General features: G+C 62.5%; 17 protein-coding genes and 1 pseudogene. 11 read left to right on the top strand and 7 right to left on the bottom strand.

Annotated elements, in window-relative coordinates; translation table 11 throughout:
* Positions 1-96: 96 nt before the first annotated feature.
* The 5 genes and pseudogenes from FF124_RS14370 to FF124_RS14350 all read left to right on the top strand — a co-directional run.
* A pseudogene (locus FF124_RS14370) lies at positions 97-1,288 on the top strand (ATP-dependent helicase); the annotation flags it as partial.
* Positions 1,289-1,301: 13 nt separating this feature from the next.
* The gene (locus FF124_RS14365) at positions 1,302-1,964 is read left to right on the top strand and encodes an SOS response-associated peptidase (RefSeq protein ID WP_138749174.1); all 663 of its coding nucleotides are present in this window, start codon (positions 1,302-1,304) and stop codon (positions 1,962-1,964) included.
* Positions 1,965-2,013: 49 nt separating this feature from the next.
* Positions 2,014-3,132, top strand: a complete 1,119-nt coding sequence (gene dinB, locus FF124_RS14360) for a DNA polymerase IV (RefSeq protein WP_246072457.1) — start codon at positions 2,014-2,016, stop codon at positions 3,130-3,132.
* 456 nt (positions 3,133-3,588) lie between these two features.
* Positions 3,589-3,849, top strand: coding sequence for a metal-sensing transcriptional repressor (locus FF124_RS14355; RefSeq protein ID WP_138749172.1), 261 nt, complete (start codon positions 3,589-3,591; stop codon positions 3,847-3,849).
* A gap of 7 nt (positions 3,850-3,856) precedes the next feature.
* A complete protein-coding gene (locus FF124_RS14350; RefSeq protein WP_138749171.1) occupies positions 3,857-5,176 on the top strand; it encodes an MFS transporter in 1,320 nt (439 codons plus the stop codon).
* 56 nt (positions 5,177-5,232) lie between these two features.
* On the opposite strand, the gene FF124_RS14345 is transcribed toward FF124_RS14350, so the two are convergent.
* From FF124_RS14345 to FF124_RS14335, 3 genes are all read right to left on the bottom strand, one after another.
* A complete protein-coding gene (locus FF124_RS14345) occupies positions 5,233-5,655 on the bottom strand; it encodes a hypothetical protein (protein WP_138749170.1) in 423 nt (140 codons plus the stop codon).
* Positions 5,656-5,666: 11 nt separating this feature from the next.
* On the bottom strand, positions 5,667-6,011 hold the full coding sequence (locus FF124_RS14340) for a penta-EF hand family protein (RefSeq protein WP_246072442.1): 345 nt from the start codon (positions 6,009-6,011) through the stop codon (positions 5,667-5,669).
* A 148-nt stretch (positions 6,012-6,159) separates the two neighbouring features.
* Positions 6,160-6,486, bottom strand: coding sequence for a hypothetical protein (locus FF124_RS14335; protein WP_138749169.1), 327 nt, complete (start codon positions 6,484-6,486; stop codon positions 6,160-6,162).
* Positions 6,487-6,716: 230 nt separating this feature from the next.
* Between FF124_RS14335 and FF124_RS14330 the strand changes: the two genes are divergently transcribed.
* Entirely contained in the window at positions 6,717-9,212 is a 2,496-nt protein-coding gene (locus tag FF124_RS14330) for a heavy metal translocating P-type ATPase (protein ID WP_138749168.1), read from the top strand.
* Positions 9,213-9,311: 99 nt separating this feature from the next.
* Here FF124_RS14330 and FF124_RS14325 read toward each other — a convergent pair whose 3' ends face one another.
* Positions 9,312-10,730, bottom strand: coding sequence for a helix-turn-helix domain-containing protein (locus FF124_RS14325; RefSeq protein WP_138749167.1), 1,419 nt, complete (start codon positions 10,728-10,730; stop codon positions 9,312-9,314).
* 217 nt (positions 10,731-10,947) lie between these two features.
* On the opposite strand from FF124_RS14325, the gene aceA reads away from it, so the two are divergent.
* Together aceA and FF124_RS14315 are read left to right on the top strand one after the other, a co-directional pair.
* Entirely contained in the window at positions 10,948-12,234 is a 1,287-nt protein-coding gene (gene aceA / locus FF124_RS14320; protein WP_138749166.1) for an isocitrate lyase, read from the top strand.
* Positions 12,235-12,274: 40 nt separating this feature from the next.
* On the top strand, positions 12,275-12,547 hold the full coding sequence (locus FF124_RS14315) for an SMc00767 family acetate metabolism repressor (RefSeq protein WP_138749165.1): 273 nt from the start codon (positions 12,275-12,277) through the stop codon (positions 12,545-12,547).
* Between the two features lie 120 nt (positions 12,548-12,667).
* On the opposite strand, the gene FF124_RS20585 is transcribed toward FF124_RS14315, so the two are convergent.
* The 3 genes from FF124_RS20585 to iolG all read right to left on the bottom strand — a co-directional run bounded on the left by FF124_RS20585 (position 12,668) and on the right by iolG (position 16,073).
* Positions 12,668-12,832, bottom strand: coding sequence for a hypothetical protein (locus FF124_RS20585; RefSeq protein WP_187326944.1), 165 nt, complete (start codon positions 12,830-12,832; stop codon positions 12,668-12,670).
* Between the two features lie 108 nt (positions 12,833-12,940).
* Positions 12,941-14,761: a DNA helicase RecQ gene (gene recQ, locus FF124_RS14310; RefSeq protein ID WP_246072440.1), complete on the bottom strand. Its 1,821-nt coding sequence runs from the start codon at positions 14,759-14,761 to the stop codon at positions 12,941-12,943.
* 307 nt (positions 14,762-15,068) lie between these two features.
* The gene (iolG, locus tag FF124_RS14305; RefSeq protein WP_138749163.1) at positions 15,069-16,073 is read right to left on the bottom strand and encodes an inositol 2-dehydrogenase; all 1,005 of its coding nucleotides are present in this window, start codon (positions 16,071-16,073) and stop codon (positions 15,069-15,071) included.
* A 114-nt stretch (positions 16,074-16,187) separates the two neighbouring features.
* Between iolG and FF124_RS14300 the strand changes: the two genes are divergently transcribed.
* The 3 genes from FF124_RS14300 (at position 16,188) to FF124_RS14290 (ending at position 19,387) form a co-directional block, all read left to right on the top strand.
* On the top strand, positions 16,188-17,024 hold the full coding sequence (locus FF124_RS14300) for a MurR/RpiR family transcriptional regulator (protein ID WP_138749162.1): 837 nt from the start codon (positions 16,188-16,190) through the stop codon (positions 17,022-17,024).
* A gap of 125 nt (positions 17,025-17,149) precedes the next feature.
* Complete coding sequence (locus FF124_RS14295) at positions 17,150-18,097, top strand: sugar ABC transporter substrate-binding protein (RefSeq protein ID WP_138749161.1); 948 nt, start codon at positions 17,150-17,152, stop codon at positions 18,095-18,097.
* A 207-nt stretch (positions 18,098-18,304) separates the two neighbouring features.
* Entirely contained in the window at positions 18,305-19,387 is a 1,083-nt protein-coding gene (locus FF124_RS14290; protein ID WP_138749222.1) for an ABC transporter permease, read from the top strand.
* The last annotated feature ends 1 nt before the right edge of the window (position 19,388 follow it).

Below are 19,388 nucleotides of genomic sequence, written 5' to 3'. Positions count from 1 at the left end.
GCAGTGTTGTATGGTACAAATTCCGAACCAACGCCATGATGTCCGTCATGTAAACCAATGGTTTAACGCACCAACGGCTTCGGCTTCACTCAACCTGACAAGGAACTGAAGGAACTGTTCGCGGCCTATGTCGAGGCCAAGCAGGTCCAGAACGTCCTCGATTACGATGACCTGCTGCACTGCTGGGCGCAGACCATGGGCGATCCGGCGCTTGCCGCCGAGATCGGCGGACGCTGGGATCATGTGCTGGTCGACGAGTATCAGGATACCAACCGCCTGCAGTCGTCGATCCTGATGGCGCTCAAGCTCGGCGGGCGGGGCCTGACGGTCGTCGGTGACGATGCGCAGTCGATCTATTCGTTCCGGGCCGCCACGGTTCGCAACATCCTCGACTTTCCGAATGAATTCTCGCCGAAGGCCGACGTGATCACGCTCGACCGCAATGACCGCTCGACGCAGCCGATCCTAGCCGCCGCCAATGGCGTTATCGGTCTCGCCCAGGAGCGCTACACCAAGGATCTCTGGACCGACCGCGTCTCAACCGAAAAGCCGCGGCTGGTGACGGTTCGCGACGAGGGCGATCAGGCGCGGTTTATTGCCGATGAGGTGCTCGACAATCGCGAGGGCGGTGGCCGACTGGCCGGGGCTTGTGTCTCTGGTAACGGATCTCCGGCAATCAAACATGGGCTGGCCCGCTGAAATCGGCCGGGTCCGGGCGTGGTATGAGCCGTATCTGGAGCGCATCCATGAAGACTTCGAGATGCGCCGTACCGATCTTCTGCAGCTTGAAGATATTGCCGCTGGCTATCCGTCGCGGGAACGGTTTCTGACCGAACTGACGCTCGACCCGCCGGATGCCACATCCGGCCAGGCCGGGGTGCCGTTGCTCGACGAAGACTATCTGATCCTTTCGACCATCCATTCGGCCAAGGGGCAGGAATGGCGCTCGGTCTTCGTTCTCAATGCCGTCGATAGCTGCATTCCCTCCGATCTTGGCGTCGGCACGACCGACGACATCGAGGAAGAGCGGCGCCTGCTCTATGTTGCAATGACGCGGGCGCGGGATAGTCTGAACCTTGTCGTTCCCCAGCGCTTCTTTACCCATGGGCAGTCCTCGACCGGCGACAGGCATGTCTATGCCTCGCGAACCCGGTTCATTCCCGCTATGTTGTTGCAGCATTTTGAGAACAGGACATGGCCGGTGGTTAAGCCGGGGCAACAGAGCAGCTCGGGACCGCGGCAGGTGCGTCTCGACGTCGGCGCGCGGATGCGCGGGATGTGGCGCTGAGGGGGGCGAGGACTTGTGCAATCTCTACAATCTGACGACAACACGGGATGCCGTCGTCGAGTTTACGAAGGCAATGAGCGACAAGGCCGGATGGAACGAGCCGTCGCTGAACGTCTCTCCCAACACGCTGGCGCCGATCGTTCGCGTCGACGGCGATGGCAATCGGGAAATCGTCAGTGCCACCTGGGACATGCCGACGCCGCCGACCTTCGTCAAAGGCAAGGCCGATCGCGGGGTCACCAACATCCGCAATGTCGGATCGCCGCATTGGCGGCGCTGGCTTGGGCCGACAAGCCGCTGCGTCGTGCCGTTCACCTCGTTTGCAGAGCCCGATCCAGCGAGCAAGGTGGAGGGCGGGCGCGTGCCGAATGCCTGGTTTGCGCAGACCCCGGACCGACCCCTGATGTTCTTTGCCGGTTTCTGGACGCCGTGGAAGGGCGTGCGGAAGGTCCGGGATGGCGAACAGGAATATGAACTGTTCGGATTCCTGACCACAACGCCCAACGAGATCGTCAAGCCCATTCGTGAGAAAGCAATGTCGGCGATCCCGACGACGCCGGATGAGGTCGATCTCTGGCTCACCGGGGAATGGGCCGATTTGAAACATCTTCAGCGGCCGCTGCCCGGCAACATGCTGGTCGTGGTCGATCCTCCTGAAAACCCCGAAGACGATTAGCATCGTCCCGGATCACGCTCTTGAGATGGTCATGGCCGCCCTGGATGAAATGACAGCTTTGGAAAGAGACCATGAGGTCGAAACGGATGATGCCGCCCCGGTCATCCGCAAGATCATCCATGTGGACATGGATGCCTTTTATGCCTCCGTCGAGCAGCGCGACAATCCCGACTTGCGGGGCAAGCCGGTTGCAGTCGGAGGCTCTGCGGCCAGAGGCGTTGTTGCCGCGGCCAGCTATGAGGCGCGGGCGTTCGGCGTGCGATCTGCCTTGCCGTCAGTAACCGCGAAGCGACGCTGTCCCGACCTGGTGTTCGTAAAGCCGCGTTTCGATGTCTACCGGTCGGTCTCGGCGCAGATCCATCAGATATTCGCCGAGCATACCGATCTGATTGAGCCGCTTTCGCTCGATGAGGCCTATCTTGATGTGACCGAAAACAAGCAAGGGATCGCGTTCGCAACCGAGATCGCGACAATCATCCGCGCTCGCATCAAGGACGCGACCGGCCTGAATGCGTCTGCCGGGATCTCCTACTGCAAGTTCCTCGCAAAGATGGCGAGCGACCTCAACAAACCAAACGGCCAAGCCGTGATCACGCCGAAGATGGGGCCGGCCTTTGTCGCCGACCTCGCCGTCAAGAAATTCCACGGCGTCGGGCCAGCGACGGCCGAAAAGATGCAGCGGCTCGGGATCGTGACCGGAGCCGATCTTCGAGAGAAGTCGCTTGCCTTGCTGCGCGACAATTTCGGCAAGTCGGGCGGGTGGTATTATCGGATCTCGCGGGGGATCGACGAGCGGCCTGTTCAGCCCGATCGGCCGCGCAAATCGATTGGCGCGGAAGACACGTTTGCGGCGGATATTTTCGAACTGAAGGCGGCGAGGGCGGAATTGATCCCGCTTGCCGAGAAGGTCTGGAACCACGCTGAGAACAAGCGGATCAGCGGGCGGACCGTGACGCTGAAGGTGAAATACGCTGATTTCCAGCAGATCACGCGGAGCCGGACGGTCCGTCAGAACGTGCGAAACGCAGATGAGATCGCCGAGATCGCCGGCACGTTGCTAGCTGAGTTGTTTCCCGTGCAGAAAGGAATTCGGCTGCTTGGGGTGACGCTTTCGTCGTTGGGCGATAGTTCAGGCAGGGTAAGAGATGAGCAGATGAGTTTGCTGTAAAATTGTCGAAAGTTCATTTGTAGAAATGTAGGAACCTGCGAGACACGCTTGTTATTCTTTTTTTGCGACAACGATGAACGCCATCATGAAGCACAGACTGAATCCTCAACGAAATGCCTCGATCGGTGGTTCCAATTCATACTTTGTTCCGCAGAAACGGCGTCCCAGTTGTTCAGGCATTGGAAACCAGAACACTTTGGTTTCATTGACTTGCTGATGAAATCATTTTCTCTTGATCAGCGGGTCGTAGGTTCGAGACCTAGATCACCCAACCATCTTCCTTTCCTATCCGCTTCATCGTTCTTGTTGCGAAGCCGCTTTCGATCGATCTCGTCGTGATTTCGGGCGTTTTTCTGCTTTCCGTCTCCATCAAATTGCCGTCTGAACGCTCGCGGGTTTTCGCGCGCGTTCGATTCCGCTCTTTCCTTATCCCCCCTGGGGGGATAATGTCGGGACATGAGCCATGAACACCGTCATCAAAGTCATCCCCGGATCGTCGCGCGGCTGAAGCGGGCCGAGGGGCATCTCAATGCCGTTGTCGCGATGATCGAGGCGGGCAGGCCCTGTCTCGACGTTGCCCAGCAGTTGCAGGCTGTCGAAAGCGCGATCCGCAGTGCCAAGCAGACGCTTATCCACGACCATGTCGATCATTGTCTCGACGCGCGGAATTCCGAAGCCGAACGCGAAGAGCTGAAAGCCATCACCCGTTATCTCTGAGGCCCCGATGCTGGATCTTCTCGCCGACCGCACCTATCGACATCTCTTTCTGGCGCAGATCGTGGCGTTGCTGGGCACGGGCCTTGCGACAGTCGCGCTCGGGCTTCTGGCCTATGATCTTGCGGGCGAGGGGGCTGCGATGGTGCTTGGCACGGTCTTTACCATCAAGATGGTGGCCTATGTCGGCATCGCGCCGATCGCCGCCGCCTTTGCCGACCGCGTGAACCGTCGCCGGCTTCTGGTCGCGCTCGATCTCGTGCGCGCCGCGTCCGCGCTGGCGCTGCCCTTCGTTTCCGCCGTCTGGCAGGTCTATCTCCTGATCTTTCTTTTGCAATCGGCTTCGGCCGCCTTCACGCCGACCTTCCAGGCGACCATCCCGGATGTTTTGCAGGATGAGGCGCGCTTCACGCGGGCGCTGTCGCTCTCCCGGCTCGCCTATGATCTTGAAAACATCGCAAGCCCGACGCTTGCCGCCCTGCTTCTGGCGGTGATGAGCTACAACGCCCTGTTTCTCGGCACGGTCGCCGGTTTTCTGGCCTCCGCGCTGCTGGTCGTCTCGGTGCTCCTTCCGAGCCCGAAGGCCGCCGAACCGCGCGGGGTCTATGACCGCACCACGCGCGGCATCCGCATCTATCTCGCGACGCCGCGCCTGCGCGGATTGCTGGCGCTCAGCCTTGCTGTTGCCGCCGCGGGCGCGATGGTGCTGGTCAACTCCGTGGTGCTGGTGCGCGGTGTGCTCGGCCTTTCGGCAAGTGATCTTGCCTGGACGATGTTTGCTTTCGGCGCCGGGTCGATGACGGCGGCCATCCTGCTGCCGAAGATCCTCGATCGCGTCTCCGACAGGCCGGTGATGCTCGCCGGAGCCGGACTGATGGCGGCAACGCTTGTGACGCTTGCAGCGGGCGTCGCCTTTGGCGGGCTTGTCTGGCTGGCATTGCTTGTCGCCTGGCTTTTCGTTGGTTTCGGCTATTCGGCCGTGCTGACGCCCTCGGGGCGGCTCCTGCGCCGTTCGGCCCATCCGGAGGACCGGCCGGCGCTTTTTGCGGCGCAATTCGCGCTCTCCCATGCCTGCTGGCTTGTCACCTATCCGCTGTCGGGCTGGCTGATGACCGAATTCGGCGCGGTGACGGCCCTTCTGGTCCTGGCCGGCCTCTCCGCACTCGGCATGGCCGTCTGCCTCCTCCAGTGGCCCGCTGCCGAGGACGAGGCGATCGAGCACAGCCACGATAATCTGCCGCTTGATCACCCGCATCTGAAGGGACACCGGACCCACAGCCACGCGCTTGTGATCGACGACTTGCACCCGCGCTGGACCAACCAGTTCTAGGGAAAACCAAAACAAGAGGCCGCGCCGGAGCGCGGCCTCTCCTGTCGGGGCCGCTGTCAGCGGTTCTCGGTCGCGTCCTCGATGAGAACGACCGCCCAGCCATCCGCAAGTGGCGAGACGGTGACGGCTTCGCCCGGTTTCAGGCAGCGGTTGACGCTCATGCGGTGATTGTTCACGCCCTTGAGCACGCTGCCGTCCTCAAGCCGGATCTCGTTCTTGCAATGATTGATGCCGTCGGCATCCGGCGCGCAATCCGTGTCGGAAAGGATCGTGCCGTTGATCGCGGTCTCGCCGGCAGGCACGCCGCCCTCCAGAAGCTGGAGGAGATAGCGGCCGTTCTGGCCGTTTTCCACCCAGGTGGAGATCGTTTCGCCTGCCGGGATTACCGGTTGTTCGGCACTAAATGCGGCCGGTACGGCGAGGAGGGCTGCGGCGAGGCCGAGAGCCGCGATTGCTGAGGCGCTGAATGTCTTTTTCATCTGTTTTCTCCTTACTCGGCCGTGCCGCCATGCGGCATGGCATCGGCGTGATGGGCTTCCATTTCGCCGGCATCGAGCGTGCCGTCGCCATTGGCGTCGAGATAGCCGAACATGCGTTCATGCATGCCCTGGAACTCGGCCAGCGAAAGGCTGCCGTCGCCATCGGCATCGAGCATGATCACCATCATGTCGGAATTCATCATGCCGCCCATCATCGACCCGTCCATCATCCCGGATTGCATCATGCTGCCGGTATCAGCGACCTGATCGTTTCCGGTATGGTGGGCCGGGTTGGCGTAGGCGAGGCTCGCGCCGAGGGTAAGCGTGAGCACGGCGGCGTAAATTATCTTGCTCATGGGAAATCTCCGTTTAGAGCACTATCTTAGATATGGCTCCCAACATTCTGAAAGTTATATGATTTACAGAATGGGGATCCGTTTCCCGGCGCCTGCAGGCTGCCGGAATCATCACGGCGCCGGCAAGCATGGGCCGGGCGTGAAGGCTCTAGAGTGCGGAGATGGGCGGCGGCGTTTCGGGGGCCGAAGGCTGACCGGAAAGAGGAGCAGTCAGCGGGATATTCCGTGCCGAAGGCGCCGTCCGGGAATGGATGCGCGCGGGATCGGGCGACAGGAACAGGCCGCAGGTCCCGTGATAGAGGCATGACGTGTGGATCATCGCCTTGCCGCAGGCATCTGCTGCGGAGATCGATACCGACTGTTCGTTGCAGGACGGCATGTCGGCGGGCTCGAAACTGACGGCCGTGCCCGCACCGGCAAGGAGCCCGAGCAGGAAGACGAAAGCAATGGCAAGTGTGCGAAACCGGCTGAACATGGTCTCTTCGAATCGCGTGGGACCTTCGATGGAAGGTTAATCTGGCATATTTCACAGCGGTCGGGAATTGATCAGGATCATCCTCCTTTTCGGTGGGCCGAAAAGACCGGGCTACCCGGTTTCCTGTTCGCCCGCCTGCGCTATCTTTATCCGGGTAATCCGGTCGCTCTTGACCTTCCAGTAACTGGAAGGGCCATCTTGACAGAAACGGAACCGACAGGAGAGCTCAGATGCAACATTCCCATGACGAGCATGCGCCCGACGCCGGCAGTGGCGCCGGCCATGACGCGGCGGTGTCGGACAAGAGGTCGTTGCGCGATCCCGTTTGCGGCATGACCGTCGATCCGGAGGCCGGAAAACCGACGGCCGAACACGATCACCGGCTTTTCCACTTCTGCTCCGAAGGCTGCCGCGACCGGTTCCTGCAGGAGCCGGAAGCCTATCTGACCGCGGAGGATCCGGTCTGCGGCATGTCCGTCGATCGCGCCAGCGCCCAGCATATGCTCAAGCACGAAGGCGAGCGCTTCTATTTCTGCTCCGCAGGCTGCCAGTCGAAATTCGAGGCGGATCCCGATCAGTACGTCCATGGCCGACCGGAACCGGAGCCCCAGCCCGAGGGAACGCTTTATACCTGCCCGATGCATCCGGAAATCGTGCAGGATCACCCCGGCGATTGCCCGAAATGCGGCATGGCGCTTGAGCCGATGACGCCCTCGGCCGATACGGGCCCGAATCCGGAATATGTCGATTTCAAACGCCGCCTGATGATCACCGGACCTCTGGCGCTCGCCGTCTTCGTTCTGGAAATGGGGAGCCATCTCGGCCTGCCGTTCGAGGACTGGTTCGGGCATGCATTGTTCGGCTGGCTGCAGTTCGCACTGGCCACGCCCGTCGTGTTTGTCTGCCGGCCTTTCTTCAAGCGCGGCTGGTCCTCGATCGTCAACAAAAGTCCGAACATGTGGACCCTGATCGCGCTTGGCACGGGGGCGGCCTACGTCTTCTCGGTCGTTTCGCTGGTCGCGCCCGGCCTGTTTCCTGCCTCCATGCGCGACAGTGCGGGCATGGCGCCCGTCTATTTCGAGGCGGCTGCCGTGATTCTCGTGCTCGTGCTGATCGGCCAGGTCATGGAGTTGGCGGCGCGCGAGCGAACGGGCGATGCGATCCGGGCGCTTCTGGATCTTGCGCCGAAGACCGCGCGCAAGGTCACCGATGAGGGCGAGGACGATGTGCCTGTCGACACGCTGAAGGCCGGCGACGTGCTGCGCGTGCGCCCCGGCGAAAGCGTGCCGGTCGACGGCGTGGTCACCGAAGGTCGCTCCTCGGTCGATGAAAGCATGATCACCGGCGAGCCGGTCCCGGTCGAAAAGACCGAGGGCGAGCCGGTCACCGGCGGCACGCTCAACAAGACCGGCAGCTTCCTGATGCGGGCGGAAAGCGTCGGGGCGGAAACCACGCTGTCGCGCATCGTCGACATGGTGTCGAAGGCCCAGCGTTCGCGCGCGCCGATCCAGGCGATGGCGGACAGGGTGGCGGCCTGGTTCGTGCCTGCCGTGGTCTCGGTCGCCGTGATCGCGTTTCTGGCCTGGGTCATTTTCGGCCCGTCGCCGGCGCTCTCCTATGCCTTTGTCGCGGCCGTCTCGGTGCTGATCATCGCCTGCCCCTGCGCGCTTGGGCTGGCGACGCCGATGTCGATCATGGTTTCCACCGGGCGCGGCGCGCATGCCGGTGTGCTGATCCGCGACGCCGAGGCGCTGGAGCGCTTCTCCAAGGTAGACGTTCTCGTTGTCGACAAGACCGGCACGTTGACGGAGGGCAAGCCGGCGCTCACCGATGCAGAACCGGCCGAGGGGTTCGAGCGCGCCGACCTGCTTTCGATTGCCGCGGCCCTGGAGCGCGGTTCGGAACACCCGCTGGCCGAGGCGATCGTGACAGGCGCGCGCGAGGCGGAAGCGCCCCAGACGGAAAGCAGCGATTTTAATGCGGTAACCGGCAAGGGCGTGACGGGAACGGTGGACGGCAAACGCGTCGCGCTCGGCAATGCCGCGCTGATGGAGGCGGAAAAGGTCGATGTCAGCGCTCTGAAGCAACGGGTGAGCGCGCTGCAGGGCGATGGCAAGACCGCCATGTATCTTGCCGTGGAAGGGCAGGCGGCGGGCGTTGTCGCGGTTGCCGACCGGGTCAAGGACACCACGCCGGAGGCGATCCGCGCGCTGCACGATGCCGGTATGCGCATCGTCATGGCGACGGGTGACGCGAAGGCGACGGCCGATGCCGTGGCCGCGTCGCTCGGGATCGACGAGGTTCATGCCGGCGTCAGCCCCGAGGACAAGCATGACCTGATCGAACGGCTGCGCGGCGAGGGCCTGTCGGTCGCCATGGCCGGCGACGGCGTCAATGATGCGCCGGCCCTTGCCGCCGCCGATGTCGGCATTGCCATGGGAACCGGCGCCGATGTCGCGGTGGAAAGCGCAGGCATCACCCTGGTGAAGGGAGATTTGACCGGCATTGTCCGTGCCCGTCACCTGGCCGAGGCGACCATGGCCAATATCCGCCAGAACCTGTTCTTTGCCTTCGTCTACAATTCGGCCGGCGTGCCGCTGGCCGCCGGTATCCTTTACCCGTTCTTCGGCATCCTGCTTTCGCCGATCATTGCCGCTGCCGCGATGAGCCTCTCGTCGGTCTCGGTCATCGGCAATGCGCTCAGACTGAGGGCGCTCCGGCTTTAGAGCGCCGTGCGTCCTTTAGGACGCACAAAGGACGCTCTAACTTATTGAATCTACGCATCGTTCTTTTCGAAAATCGATTCCGATTTTCGAGCCGATGCGCTAGCGGAAGTCGAAGGCCGAGAGGCCGGCGACCATCTCGTCAAGGCCGAGCGGCCGGGTGACCGGCGGCTCGGCGCGCGACAGACAGCCAGGACGTTCGCAAAGACGGCAGACGGGGCCGACGGGGACGGGCCCCGCCGCCGCGCCGCCATTGGCCGCATAGGCCGTGGCGGATGCCTTGTCCCAGCGCAAGCCCAATAGAACAGCCGTCAGGTGTGGTCGTTCGCCAAGCGCGGGTTCCGGTCCTTCCAGCGTGCGCGAAAGCGTCAGATAGCCGACGCCATCGGGCATTTCCACGTGCTGGGAGACGATCCGGCCCGGCTGGCTGAAGGCATCGTAAAGGTCAAGGCGCGGACATTCGCCGCGAAAGCCGGCATGCGGAAACCCCTCCGCGCCAATCCGGCGCAGGATATTGCCCGCCTGGTCAATCTCCATGGCAAAGAAGGCCGGTCCGGCGTTCTCCAGCCGCTGCAGGCTGACGAGGCGGGTTGCCGCCTGCTCGAAGGAGACGCCGAAACGACCGCAGAGAAGGCCGATGTCGAACCGATCCCGGCGGGCGGCCTCGACAAAGGGACCGTAGGGCATCATCAGCGCCAGCGCCGCATACCGCGCCAGTTCGAACCGGGCGATCCGACGGGCCTCGTCGCTCGAGAGTCCGAGGGCATCGACCCCTTGCGCGATTTGATCGGCCAGCGCCAGAAGCACGGTTTCGATGGCGATCTCGCGCTGGCGGTCATGCGGTGAAAAGCGGGCGGAGATGAACAGGCGCATCGTATGGCGGTCGAAGCGGCGGCCGAGATTGACCATGGCATGCGGCGGCAGGATCCTGACGGTGATGCCGTGATTTTGCATCAGCCAGGTTTTCAGTGCGGCGGAAAGGTCGTCGCCGGGCTCGAGTTCCGCGTGAAGGGCCTCGGCGGCGCGGTCCAGCGCATCGAAGAAATAGGGCCGGCGCGAGATCGCATCACGCACCTCCTCATGCGGCAGGCGCTTTCCCGGCAGGTGGGTTTCGCGGCCCTCATGGGCGAGAAGTGCGGTGAGGTCGGAGAGACGGGCGGCCTGCTCGCAATAGGCGCGGTAAAGCTTGATCATGCCGAGCGCCGCATTCGGCGCGGCCTCCGCCACCTCCACCAACTCCTGGTCGCCCGGCAGTTCGCCGGAAAGCAGCGAGTCGGAAAACACCGATTTCAGCTGGCTGGTCGTGCCAGAGCTTTCGCCCTGCAACTCGCCGACATCGATGTCGTAGACGGAGGCAAGCTTGAGAAGCAGTTGAACGGTCAAGGGGCGCTGGTTGCGTTCGATCAGGTTGAGATAGGAGGGCGAAATCGAGAGCGCTTCCGCCATCGCCGTCTGCGTCAGGTCAAGGCCCTTGCGGATGCGCCGCAGCCGCGGTCCCGCGAAAATCTTCCTCTCCGTCATCCGGTCTCCTCCAGGCCGATTTGATAATTTACAATTTTTACAGCTTTACTCTCTGTCGTGGTCAAAGAGAATACAAGATAACCCGAATTCGCGCTTGATTTAAGCCAATTCTGTAGATTTGCAATCATCAATTCAGTAAAAAATGTCACATGAACTGTCGCGAAATGGTGTTTTGCACCAGTCGGCATTCAAATTGCCTGGAAGAGGAGGAATGGGCATGTCTGAATTTTACAATCTTGTTGACGGCGCTGCCGAGGGCCGGTTTGACGGCATCGAGCGCAGCTACAGCGCGGACGACGTCAAGCGGCTGCGCGGCTCGGTCCGCATCCGCTCGACGCTGGCGGAGGAGGGCGCGAAGCGCCTCTGGAAGCTGATCCGTGAGGATGATTTCGTCAACGCGCTCGGCGCGCTCTCGGGCAACCAGGCCATGCAGATGGTGCGCGCCGGGCTGAAGGCGATCTACCTCTCCGGCTGGCAGGTCGCAGCCGACGCCAACACCGCGTCCGCCATGTATCCGGACCAGTCGCTTTATCCGGCCAATGCCGGCCCCGAGCTTGTAAAGCGGATCAACAAAACACTGCAACGCGCTGATCAGATTGAGACATCAGAAGGCAATGGCCTTTCCGTCGAAACCTGGTTTGCCCCGATCGTTGCCGATGCCGAGGCCGGATTTGGCGGGCCGCTCAACGCCTTCGAGATCATGAAGGCCTATATCGAGGCGGGCGCTGCCGGCGTTCATTTCGAGGATCAGCTGGCGTCGGAGAAGAAATGCGGCCATCTCGGCGGCAAGGTTCTGATCCCGACGGCTGCCCATATCCGCAACCTGACCGCGGCCCGGCTCGCCGCCGACGTCATGGGCGTTCCGACGCTGGTCATCGCGCGCACGGATGCCGAGGCGGCCAAGCTTCTGACCTCGGACATTGACGAGCGCGATCAGCCCTTCGTCGATTACGAGGCCGGCCGTACGGCGGAGGGCTTTTACCGCGTCCGCAACGGGCTCGAGGCCTGCATCGCCCGCGCCGTCGCCTATGCGCCTTACTGCGATCTCATCTGGTGCGAGACGTCGAAGCCGGATCTGGAGCAGGCGCGCAAATTCGCCGAGGGCGTGCACAAGCATCATCCGGGCAAGCTTCTCGCCTATAATTGCTCGCCCTCGTTCAACTGGAAGAAGAACCTGAGCGACGAGGATATCGCGCGCTTCCAGCGGGAACTCGGCGCCATGGGCTACAAGTTCCAGTTCATCACCCTTGCCGGCTTCCACCAGTTGAATTTCGGCATGTTCGAACTGGCGCGCGGCTATCGCGACCGCCAGATGGCGGCCTACAGCGAGTTGCAGCAGGCCGAATTCGCAGCGGAGGCCAATGGCTATACCGCGACCCGTCACCAGCGCGAGGTCGGGACAGGCTATTTCGACGCCGTTTCGATGGCGATCACCGGCGGTACGGGCTCGACCACCGCCATGGGCGAATCCACCGAAACCGCGCAGTTCCAGGCGGCCGAATAGGCCGGCGGAAGCGATTATTTCTCGAAGAGGAGGAGAAGAAATGACGCGCAGGATCAATGTCAAGGAACGCGCCGAGGCGCAATCGACGCGGATGAGCAGCGAGCAGCAGGCGGCGATCCGCATGGTCGCCAACGACCTGCACCGGCTGAACCAGTCTGTCATGCGGGCGGTCGATGCCGGGGTTTCTGTCGAAATCATCCGTTCGGCCCGCCATCACGGCGGCACCAAGAGCTGGGGCGATCTTCTGGTTCCGATCATCATCGCCGGAAATGCGGAGGAGCCTGTCGCCGAGGAAAGCTTGGCTGAGGGCTGAGAAAGCGACGCGGGCAGGGCTTCACGGCCTTTGGCAGACAGCCCGTTCCGGAAAAAAAGATCCCGCCGGCAATCGCACGGCGGGATTTTTGTCTTACGCTTTGGGCAGCGGAGCCCGAGCCTATTTCTGGCTGTTGCCATTCGGGCGCGAGCGGCCATGATTGGCAGAGGTGCTGGCGTCGGGCTCCTGGCCGAAATAGGTGCCGCCGAGATGGCCGCCGGCGCCCATGTGCTCGACCTGGCGCAGCGTGCGTTCCGTTTCCTTGTCCTTGTCGATCTTGCTCATCGCAATGTCTCCTCTGGTTCGAACACTCGTCCGGAAAACAGGCGGGCAGGGGAAATTGTTCCATCGAAGGTCAGAGAGAAAACGCGGCTGACTAGGCGCGCGTTTGCCTCAGCCGTGCGCGCGGATCGTGTCGAGAAACTCCGCGCCATAGCGCTGCAGCTTGGTCTTGCCGACGCCCTGGATTTCGAGCATCGCCTCGGCAGAACCCGGCCGATGGCTGGCAAGCGCAATCAGCGTCGTATCGGGAAAGATCACATAGGGCGGCACGGCGAGTTCCTTGGCAAGCGCCGTGCGGGTGGCCCGCAGCGCCTCGAACAGGGACTGATCCTGTTCGGAAAGCGCGGCCTTTGCGTCATTGCGTTTGCGCGTGCCGGAAGAGGCCTTGCCCTTGGGCGCCCGGTCGACCCTGAAGCGCAGAGACTGCTCGTGGCGAAAGACGGCGCGCGCGCCTTCCTCGAGCTTCAGCGCGCCGTAGGCCTCGTGATCGACGCGGATCAGACCCTTGGCGAGCAATTGCCGGTAGACCGATTGCCAGGTCTTGGGCGCGATGTCCTTGCCGGCGCCGAAGACGGGCATGGCTGTATGGCCGAAGCGTTCCGTGCGTTCGGTTTCGTTGCCGGTGAGCACGTCGATCAGATGGCCTGCGCCGAAGCGTTCACCGGTGCGATAGATCGCGGCCATGGCCTTGATTGCGGCTTCCGTTCCATCCCAGGTTTCGACTGGCGACAGGCAGGTATCGCAATTGCCGCAGCGGCCACCATGCTTCTCGCCGAAATGGGCAAGGATCGCCTGGCGACGGCAATCGGCCGTCTCGCAGATGCCGAGCAGCGCGTTGAGCTTTGCGCGTTCGACCCGCTTGATCTCATCGGCGGCGGCGGAGCGGTCGATCATACGGCCGCGCTGGGTGACGTCGGCCATGCCGTAGACCATCCAGGCATCGGCCGGCAGGCCGTCGCGTCCCGCGCGCCCGGTCTCCTGGTAATAGGCTTCGACGGAACCCGGCAGATCCAGATGGGCGACATACCGCACGTCCGGCTTGTCGATCCCCATGCCGAAGGCGACGGTTGCCACAAGGCAGAGCTCGTCCTCCTTGAGGAATGCGTCCTGATTGGCGTCCCGCACCTCCCGCGCCATGCCCGCGTGGTAGGCGAGCGCTCTGATGCCCTGCGTGTTGAGCCACTCCGCCGTCTCTTCCACCTTGGCGCGCGAGAGGCAGTAGACGATGCCGCTCTCGCCCTTGTGGCGGGAGAGAAAATCGAGAAGCTGCCGGCGCGGTTGGGCCCGCTCGACGATCTCATAGGTGATGTTCGGCCGGTCGAAGGAGGTGGTGAAGACCGCTGCATTCGTGAGCGCGAGCCGTTCGATGATGTCTTCGCGGGTATGGGGATCGGCCGTTGCCGTCAGCGCCATGCGCGGTACGCCGGGAAAGGCCTCCGCCAGCCGGTCGAGCGCGCGGTATTCCGGGCGGAAGTCATGGCCCCACTGGGAGACGCAATGGGCCTCGTCGATGGCGAAGAGCGCGATCTGAAGGTCGCGCATCATCTCCATGAAGCCGGCCGTGGCGACGCGTTCGGGCGTGACGTAGAGAAGGTCGAGTTCGCCGCGCGTCAGCGCCCGTCGCGTCGCGATGAAATCCTCCTGCGAGAGCGAGGAATTCATCGCCGCTGCCCGGACGCCGAGCTGCTTCAGCGCCTCGACCTGGTCGCGCATCAGCGCGATCAGCGGCGAGATCACCACGCCAACGCCCTTGCGGCAGAGGGCGGGAACCTGATAGCAGAGAGACTTTCCGGCCCCCGTCGGAAACAGAACCACGGCATCGCCGCCGGAGACGACCTGATCGATCACAGCGGCCTGTTTTCCGCGAAATTCCGAGTAGCCGTAGATTTCCTTGAGGACGGCGAGCGGTTCGGCGAGGGTCAGTTCGGGCAAGAGAATATCCTTCGTGGCAGGCTTCCCTTATCGCAAATCCACTCGTTCGGTGCGAGCCTCTCCTGAAAAATTCACAAGGATTGCTGCACTCTCACGCGTCATGCTCTGGCTAGATCCGAGCATCCAAACCCCTTTCGCCACGATCGCTGTTTCGTTTGAAGGAATGAATGGATCAACCCTTTGCGGAAACAGAAACCCCGCGCATCAGGCGGCGTGATGAGACCCTCGGGTCAAGCCCGAGGGTGACGCCCGGAGGATTGAACGCCAGTCTGACCCGGAGACGCCAATCAATCTGTTTGTTTCAGGCTCAGCCCCGGATCTCCGAAACATAGACCAGGCGCTTTTCGCGCGCCGAAAGGTCGGCCGCTTCGGCGATCTCCAGCGCCTTTAGACCGTCATCGCCGCTTGGCGACATCGCCGCGCCCGATTTCAGGTTCTCAGCGAAACTGCGGATTTCGGCGGCAAAGGCGTCGACATAGCGGGTCATGAAGAAGTCATAGATCGGCGGCCGCAGAAAACCCTCGGCGGTGGCAAGCTCGATCGACGCGGGCCGCAGGTTTTCCGCCGAAACAGCGCCTTTCGAGCCCAGAACTTCAATCCGCTGGTCGTAGCCGAATGTGGCCCGGCGCGAGTTGGAAATCGTGCACTGGCGGCCGGAAATGGTGGTGAGGATGGTCGAAGCGCTGTCGTAATCGCCGATCTTGCCGATCTCCGGGTCGATCAGCGCCGAGCCGCTGGCCTGCACGGTCTCGATCTCCTCGCCGAGCAGGAAGCGGCTCATGTCGAAATCGTGGATCGTCATGTCCTTGAAGAAGCCGCCGGAGGAGGCGAGGTAGGAGATCGGCGGCGGGGCGGGGTCGCGGGAAACGATGTGCAGCATTTCTGGATTGCCGATCTTGCCGTCGGCAATCGTCTGCTTCAGCGCCTGGAAGTTGGGGTCGAAGCGCCGGTTGAAGCCAAGCATCAGCCGCGCCCCGGTGTCCTCGACCACGGCAAGGCACTGGCGCGCGCGGGCCGAATCAAGATCGACGGGCTTTTCGCAGAAGATCGCCTTGCCGGCGCGGGCAAATGTCTCGATCAGGTCGGCATGGGTGCCGGTCGGCGTGGCGATGATGACCGCGTCGATATTGTCATCGGCGGCGATATCGTCGATCGTCGAGACGACGGTCTCGTAAAGCGCCGCAATCTCGCCGGCGGCTTTGGCGTTTGCGTCGGCGATGGCGGCGAGCCGGACGCCTGCCACCGAGGTGACGGCGCGCGCGTGCACGCGGCCTATCCGTCCTGCGCCCAAAAGTGCAATCGATACAGTCATATGTCCTCCCGCAATTGCGTATCGGCGATCGATCTTGTGCCGCTTGTGAAAATGGAATAAAAATTCTAAAAACACCAAATGTGGAATATGTCAAGCGCAATAGCGGAGCCGCCCATGCCCAACCAAGAAAGTGATGCGCCCGATACGATCGACGCCTTCTTTGCCCGTCTCGCGGAGCGCTCACCGGGCTTTCCGAAGCGGCTGAAGCAATGCGCCGATTTCGTTGCCGCCAATCCCGACCGGGTGGCGGTCTCGACGGTGGCCGAGCTTTCGGCGGAGGCGGGCGTCCAGCCCTCGGCCTTCATGCGCTTCTGCCAGGAGCTGGGCTTTTCGGGTTTTTCCCAGATGCAGCGTCTGTTCCGCAGCGACTATTCGCGCAAGTGGCCGGATTATGCGACGCGCATCGGGTCGCTGCGCGATCACGGATCCGACAGCCCGGCGGCACTGCTCGCCGAATTCGTCGAGGTCGGCCGGCTGTCGCTTGAAAATCTGCTGACCTCGGTCGAGACGGAAGCGCTGAACGAGGCCGTGGCGATGCTGGCCAAGGCCGAGACCATCCACCTCGTCGGTTTTCGCCGCGCCTTTCCGGTGACCTCCTATCTCGCCTATGCCTTCGAGAAAATGGACATTCCGGCAATGCTGCATACTGGGATCGCTGGGCTCGGGCTGGAATATGCCATCCGGCCGGGTGACGCCGTTCTGGCCGTCACCTTCGCCCCCTACACTGAACGCACGCTGGAGATCGCCGAGGCAGGCAGGGCGCGCGGCGCGGGCCTCGTCGCCATCACCGATTACGTCACCAGTCCGCTGGTTCAGCTCGGCGCCACCACGCTGAATGTGGCCGAACCCGATGTCGGGGCGTTTCGCGCCCTTTCCGGATCGCTGTCGCTGGCGATCTCGCTTGCAGTGTCCGTGGGCGCCGCACGCGAGAATGGAAAAAATAGAAAATAAATATTGCAATAATCTCAGAATGGAATTTAAATTCCTTTCCGAAGCGCGAACCGGTTTCGCGTTTCGATATTGCCCTTGCCGGGAGGAGGTCGGGGCGAATTCACCCCTTGGAGGAGGATTTGAAGATGAAAAGCAGATTTCTTGCGCTGGCGGCCGCGGCCGTTGCACTGACGAGCCTGGCGCCCGCTGCGGCCTGGGCCGATGGCGAGCGCTTCGTGCTGATCTCGCATGCGCCCGACAGCGACAGCTGGTGGAACACGATCAAGAACGCCATCAATGTCGCGGGCGACCAGATGGACGTCGAAGTGGAATATCGCAACCCGCCGACCGGCGACCTTGCCGATATGGGCCGCATCGTCCAGCAGGCGGCCGCGTCCAATCCGGACGGCATCATCGTCACGATCGCCGACTATGACGTTCTTTCGGGGCCGATCTCGGATGCCGTGGCCAAGGGCATTCCGGTGATCACCATCAATTCGGGCACGGAGGAACAGTCCAAGCAGCTCGGTGCGATGATGCATGTGGGCCAGCCGGAATATATGGCCGGCAAGCTTGCCGGCGAGCGCGCCAAGAAGGAATCGGATGCCGACAGCTTCCTGTGCGTCAATCATTACATCACCAATCCGGCTTCGGTTGAGCGTTGCCAGGGCTTTGCCGATGGCCTGGGCGTCGAGCTCGGCCAGCAGATGATCGACAGCGGCATGGACCCGTCCGAAGTCAAGTCGAAGGTGATGGCCTATCTCAATGCCAATCCGGATACCGGCGCGATCCTGACGCTCGGCCCCAACTCGGCCGAGCCGACCATTGCCGCGCTTGATGAAACCGGCAAGGCGGGTCAGGTCTATTTCGGCACGTTCGACCTTTCGAGCGGCATTGCCGATGCGATCAAGGCCGGCACGATCAACTTCGCGATCGACCAGCAGCCCTACCTGCAGGGCTACCTGCCGGTGGTCATCCTGACCAATTACGCCCGCTATGGCGTGATGCCGGGCAACTCGATCAACTCGGGCCCCGGTTTCATCACCGACAGCAATATTGAACTGGTCGAGAAATACGCCGGCCAGTATCGCTGACGTTTGACAATGGCGATGCCGCGCGGACTTGCCGCGCGGCGTCCTGGCCGGCAACCACCGGTCCCTTGAGACGCCCGGTACGGCAGGCAGCGAAAACGCGCCGCCGGCGCGGGAAACCATTGCCTACGTGGCGGAGACAATCTGATGTCCAAATCCCATGAACAAAAGCCGCACCGGCCAATCGAGGAGCTGATCCTCGAGGAGCGCATGCGCCCCGTGCCGCGATGGCGCAAGGCGCTGATCAGGCCGGAGCTCGGCTCCATCTGCGGCACCATTCTCGTCTTCGTGCTGTTTGCCATGATTGCCGGCGACAGCGGCATGTTTTCGGCCGAAGGCTTCATCAACTGGGGCACGGTCTCGGCGCAGTTCGCCATCATAGCCGTTGGCGCCTGCCTTTTGATGATCGCGGGCGAGTTCGACCTGTCGATCGGCTCGATGATCGGCTTTTCCGGCATCATCATCGCGCTGTTGACGGTGCAATGGGGCTGGCCAGCCTGGCTTGCGATCATCACCGCCTTTGCCGTCGCCATCGCCATCGGCGCGCTGAACGGCTTTCTGGTGATCCGCACCGGCCTGCCGTCTTTCATCGTCACGCTGGCTTTTCTCTTCATCCTGCGCGGGTTGACGATCTTCATCGCGATCTCGACCACCGGCAAGACCATTATCGGCGGCGTGCGCGAGGCTTCGGAAGGCGATTTCATCGCCTCGCTCTTTGGCGGAAAGGTCTTTGGCTGGTTTTTCCGCTGGCTTGCAGACAACGACATGATCGCGACCTTCGTCGCCGGCCCCCGTGCCGGTCAGCCGGTTGTCGACGGTATCCCCATGCTGATGGTGTGGGCGCTGATCCTCGTCATTCTCGGTCATTTCCTGCTGGTGCGCACAAAGTTCGGCAACTGGATCTTTGCCGCTGGCGGCGATGCGCAGGCCGCGCGTTATGTCGGCGTGCCGGTTAACCGGGTGAAGATCCTGATGTTCATGCTGACGGCCTTCTGCGCCACCATCTTCGCCACCTGCCAGGTGATGGAATTCGGCTCGGCAGCCGCTGACCGCGGTCTTTTGAAGGAATTCGAGGCGATCATTTCGGTGGTCATCGGCGGCGCGCTGCTCACCGGCGGATACGGGTCCGTCATCGGCGCGGCGCTTGGCGCGCTGATCTTCGGCGTGGTTCAGCAGGGCCTGTTCTTCGCGGGCGTCGAGAGCTCGCTGTTCCGCGTCTTCCTCGGCGTCATTCTGCTGCTCGCCGTCATCCTCAATACCTATATCCGCCGTCGCATCACGGGAGAACGCTAGA

The organism is Martelella lutilitoris, assembly GCF_005924265.1.
Classification (GTDB): Bacteria; Pseudomonadota; Alphaproteobacteria; order Rhizobiales; family Rhizobiaceae; genus Martelella; species Martelella lutilitoris.
This window is presented reverse-complemented; position numbering and strand designations above follow the sequence as displayed.

Excerpts from the sequence above, each read along its gene's own strand:
- dinB (WP_246072457.1), top strand. The coding sequence starts at position 2,014 with ATGACAGCTTTGGAAAGAGACCATGAGGTCGAAACGGATGATGCCGCC.
- FF124_RS14355 (WP_138749172.1), top strand. The coding sequence starts at position 3,589 with ATGAGCCATGAACACCGTCATCAAAGTCATCCCCGGATCGTCGCGCGG.
- FF124_RS14350 (WP_138749171.1), top strand. The coding sequence starts at position 3,857 with ATGCTGGATCTTCTCGCCGACCGCACCTATCGACATCTCTTTCTGGCG.
- FF124_RS14345 (WP_138749170.1), bottom strand. The coding sequence starts at position 5,655 with ATGAAAAAGACATTCAGCGCCTCAGCAATCGCGGCTCTCGGCCTCGCC.
- FF124_RS14340 (WP_246072442.1), bottom strand. The coding sequence starts at position 6,011 with ATGAGCAAGATAATTTACGCCGCCGTGCTCACGCTTACCCTCGGCGCG.
- FF124_RS14335 (WP_138749169.1), bottom strand. The coding sequence starts at position 6,486 with ATGTTCAGCCGGTTTCGCACACTTGCCATTGCTTTCGTCTTCCTGCTC.
- FF124_RS14330 (WP_138749168.1), top strand. The coding sequence starts at position 6,717 with ATGCAACATTCCCATGACGAGCATGCGCCCGACGCCGGCAGTGGCGCC.
- FF124_RS14325 (WP_138749167.1), bottom strand. The coding sequence starts at position 10,730 with ATGACGGAGAGGAAGATTTTCGCGGGACCGCGGCTGCGGCGCATCCGC.
- aceA (WP_138749166.1), top strand. The coding sequence starts at position 10,948 with ATGTCTGAATTTTACAATCTTGTTGACGGCGCTGCCGAGGGCCGGTTT.
- FF124_RS14315 (WP_138749165.1), top strand. The coding sequence starts at position 12,275 with ATGACGCGCAGGATCAATGTCAAGGAACGCGCCGAGGCGCAATCGACG.
- FF124_RS20585 (WP_187326944.1), bottom strand. The coding sequence starts at position 12,832 with ATGAGCAAGATCGACAAGGACAAGGAAACGGAACGCACGCTGCGCCAG.
- iolG (WP_138749163.1), bottom strand. The coding sequence starts at position 16,073 with ATGACTGTATCGATTGCACTTTTGGGCGCAGGACGGATAGGCCGCGTG.
- FF124_RS14300 (WP_138749162.1), top strand. The coding sequence starts at position 16,188 with ATGCCCAACCAAGAAAGTGATGCGCCCGATACGATCGACGCCTTCTTT.
- FF124_RS14295 (WP_138749161.1), top strand. The coding sequence starts at position 17,150 with ATGAAAAGCAGATTTCTTGCGCTGGCGGCCGCGGCCGTTGCACTGACG.
- FF124_RS14290 (WP_138749222.1), top strand. The coding sequence starts at position 18,305 with ATGCGCCCCGTGCCGCGATGGCGCAAGGCGCTGATCAGGCCGGAGCTC.